The sequence below is a fragment of the Kitasatospora sp. NPDC094028 genome, from assembly GCF_049543595.1.
Classification (GTDB): domain Bacteria; phylum Actinomycetota; class Actinomycetes; order Streptomycetales; family Streptomycetaceae; genus Kitasatospora.
The window spans coordinates 1-3,002 of record NZ_JBMVFA010000077.1; the positions used below are offsets into that span (position 1 = coordinate 1).

3 protein-coding genes and 1 pseudogene are annotated in these 3,002 nt (G+C 74.1%); 2 read left to right on the forward strand and 2 right to left on the reverse strand.

Annotated elements, in window-relative coordinates; genetic code table 11:
* Positions 1-110 precede the first annotated feature (110 nt).
* Positions 111-632 carry a HypE family hydrogenase expression/formation protein gene (locus ACPC54_RS41770; RefSeq protein WP_498972971.1) on the reverse strand — a complete coding sequence of 174 codons (522 nt, stop codon included), beginning with the start codon at positions 630-632 and terminating at the stop codon, positions 111-113.
* 188 nt (positions 633-820) lie between these two features.
* Between ACPC54_RS41770 and ACPC54_RS41775 the strand changes: the two genes are divergently transcribed.
* Positions 821-1,531 carry a helix-turn-helix domain-containing protein gene (locus ACPC54_RS41775; protein WP_498972973.1) on the forward strand — a complete coding sequence of 237 codons (711 nt, stop codon included), beginning with the start codon at positions 821-823 and terminating at the stop codon, positions 1,529-1,531.
* A 169-nt stretch (positions 1,532-1,700) separates the two neighbouring features.
* Positions 1,701-1,844, forward strand: a pseudogene (locus ACPC54_RS41780) (universal stress protein); the annotation flags it as partial.
* 21 nt (positions 1,845-1,865) lie between these two features.
* On the opposite strand, the gene ACPC54_RS41785 reads toward ACPC54_RS41780, so the two are convergent.
* A complete protein-coding gene (locus ACPC54_RS41785) occupies positions 1,866-2,852 on the reverse strand; it encodes an Acg family FMN-binding oxidoreductase (protein ID WP_498972975.1) in 987 nt (328 codons plus the stop codon).
* Positions 2,853-3,002 lie beyond the last annotated feature (150 nt).

The following is a 3,002-nucleotide window of genomic DNA, read 5'->3' on the forward strand; positions in this document are numbered from 1 at the left end:
ACCTGGACCCCTACGTCCACGCCTACAACGCGGACGGCAAGGAGATCTACAACCAGAAGACCCAGCCCAACGCCAAGGGCGCCCGCCAGTAGGCGGCTCTACGAGTCGGGTCAGCAGATCCAGGGCAGTTGCTCGCCGACGGGCATGTCGACGACGCGATGGGCGCCGACCAGGGTGTGGAGGGTGACGCGGCCGGGGGGCCAGTCGGTGACGCGGCCGATCCGGACGGCGCCCTGGCCGGCCGCGTCGGCGCGCATCGCGGCGAGGACGGCGTCGGCCTTGGCGGGGGCGACGAAGGCGACCAGGCAGCCCTCGTTGGCGACGTGCAGCACGTCGAGGCCGAGCAGGTCGCAGGCGGCGGCGACCGGTTCGGGGACGGGGATGGCCGTTTCCTCGATCTCGATGCCGATCCTGGAGTCACGGGCGATCTCGTTGAGCGCGGTGGCGAGCCCTCCCCGGGTGGGGTCGCGCAGGACGTGGACGGCCTCGCCGCCGGCCTCGCCGATGGCGCGGACCAGGTGGTGCAGGGCGCGGGAGTCGGTGCCGATGTCGGTCTCGAAGCCCAGCCCTTCGCGGGTGCTCATCACGGTGGTGAAGTACCCGGACATCCGGGTCCGGCGCGAGGTGCTCACCGGCTCCCCCGCGCCGATGCTCGCCGCCGTCGCGACCCGCGCGCGCTGCCTGGTGATCGGCAGCCGGGGCCTCGGCGGCTTCCGCGGCCTGCTGTTCGGCTCCACCGGCCGGGCCCCTGGTGCACCGCCGCACCGTCCCGCTGGTGATCGTCCCGAACGGCGCCCGGGGCTGAGAGACGGAGGTCGTCATGAAGACCACGAACGAAGGCCGGGCGCACCCGCGCCCGGCCGACCCGGGCGACCTCGGCCGCCGGGTCGCCCACCGCCGCGTCGAACTCGGGCTCACCCGCGAGCTGGTGGCCGAGCGCGGCGGCCTGGACGCCGGGTTCGTCGCATACCTGGAGACGCACCCCGTCCCGGTCGGCGTCACCACTCTCACCCGGCTCGCCGACGCGCTCGACACCACGGTCGCCGACCTGCTCGGCGGCGGCCGTGACGTCCCGTCCGGCCGGGCCCGCCCCAACGCCCGCGTCCGGCTGGAGGAGTTGGACCCGGCGGCCTGCTGGGCCAGGCTCAGCCCCGGCGGCGTCGGCCGGGTGATCCTGTCGGCGCCGCGCGGGCTGGTGGCGCTGCCCGTCAACTACCGGGTGCTGGACGCCACCGTCCTCTGCCGCACCGAGGCGGACGGCACCCTCGCCAAGGCCGCGGGCAGCGAAGTCGCCTTCGAGGTCGATCAGTTGGACGAGGTGTTCGCCACCGGCTGGAGCGTCCTGGTCAACGGCACCGCCTCGATCGTCCCCGACGAGGAGGCCGTGCGCTGGTTCGAGCAGCACGCCGACCCCCGCCCCTGGGCGGGCGGCACCCGGGACACCTGGATGCGCATCAAGCCCACCGGGATCAGCGGCAGGATCATCCGCCCCGATGGTCCCCCGATCATCGAGGAGGCGATCCCGCGATGACCGCGCAACCGCACGTCCCGGTGGCCGGCGCGGGCTTCGCCGGCCCGGAGACGGCCTTCATACTCCGCCACCGGCTCGGTGACCGCGTCCGCATCACCCTCGCTGCCGACCGGGAGGACTCCCTCTTCAAGCCCGACACCGTCTACCTCCCCTTCGGCGCCGACGAGGCCTCCTGGACGCCGCCAAGGGCGCCGAGCTGCTGGTGGTCGGCAGCCGCGGCCACGGCGGATTCACCCGCGCCCGGCTCGGTTCGGTGAGCACGCGCTGCGCGCAGCACGCCACCTGCCTGGTGGTCATCGTCCGCGCGCAGTGACGCTCGCCCCTCCGTCTGCGCTCACCCCTCCGCCTGGTCGAGGATGTCCCCGATCGGGCGGCGCGGGCTGGCGGCTCCCGGCGGGCCGTAGCCGAGGCGCAGCACCAGCTGCACGTGGGCGGGCCCTTCGGCGGTGTCGCGCAGGCGCCAGCGGGTGTCGGGGATCTCGACGGCCTGGTGCAGGACGGAGGCGCGCAGGCCGTGGACGGTGGCGAGCAGCCAGACGCGTTCCATCGCCTGTCCGGTGCGCAGCCAGTCGGCCTGGCTGTCGAAGTGGGTCGTGAGGGTGGCGAGTTGGGGCAGGGCCTCGAAGCGTTCGGCCCGGGTGGTCCGGCGCGGCGGGTGGCCGGAGAAGCTGCGCATGGGGACGCGGGCGTCGCGGTCGTGCTCGCCGAGGGCGGCGAGCGGGATGCCGTCGTAGGAGGGTTCGAGGCGCAGCCAGCGGTGGGTCTCGGCCTCACGGGTGACGTCGGCGGCGATCCGGGCCTCGGCCTCGGAGGTGAGGGCGAGGACGCGGCGTACGCCGTGTTCCTCCAGCACGGTGAGGGTGGCGCCTTCGTCCCGGGCGGCGGTGATCAGGTCGGCGACGAGCGCCTCGGGGACGTCCCGGTTGGTGAATGGGTGCCGGCTGGAGTGGCGCCCCGGGATGGCCGGGTAGAGGTCCGCACCGAAGGGCCGCGGCGTGCGCAGGGGCGCGGAGAGGTCGAGGACGGCGCGCGGCTGCGCGTCGGCGCCGTTCGGGAGCAGGTCGACGACGGCCTCGCGGCCGAGGTGGGCGGCGGCCACCCGCAGGTTGAACAGGGCGGCGCCGATCGAGATGTGCAGCGCCCTGCCGTCCGGGTCCGCGGCCGGGACGGCCCGGCGCAGGTCCGCGTGGACCTCCAGGCCGAGCAGGTCCGCGGTGGGGCGGAAGCGCCAGGGCTGGCTGTTGTGCAGCGAGGGCGCCAGGCCGCCGGCCTCGGCCAGCAGGCGCAGGTCGGCGGTGGTGAGGGCAGTTTCGGTGGTCATGGTGGTTCACCTGATTCTGTCGAGGAAGCCCGGGGCTTCAGCCCTGGGAGGAATTGGCTCCTTGGATCGGAGCCGCGAAGCGGCGGAGTTCTCTTCCACGTGCTCTGACCTCCCGATTTGATCGTTCGATTTTGCGTGAACTACGTTCCT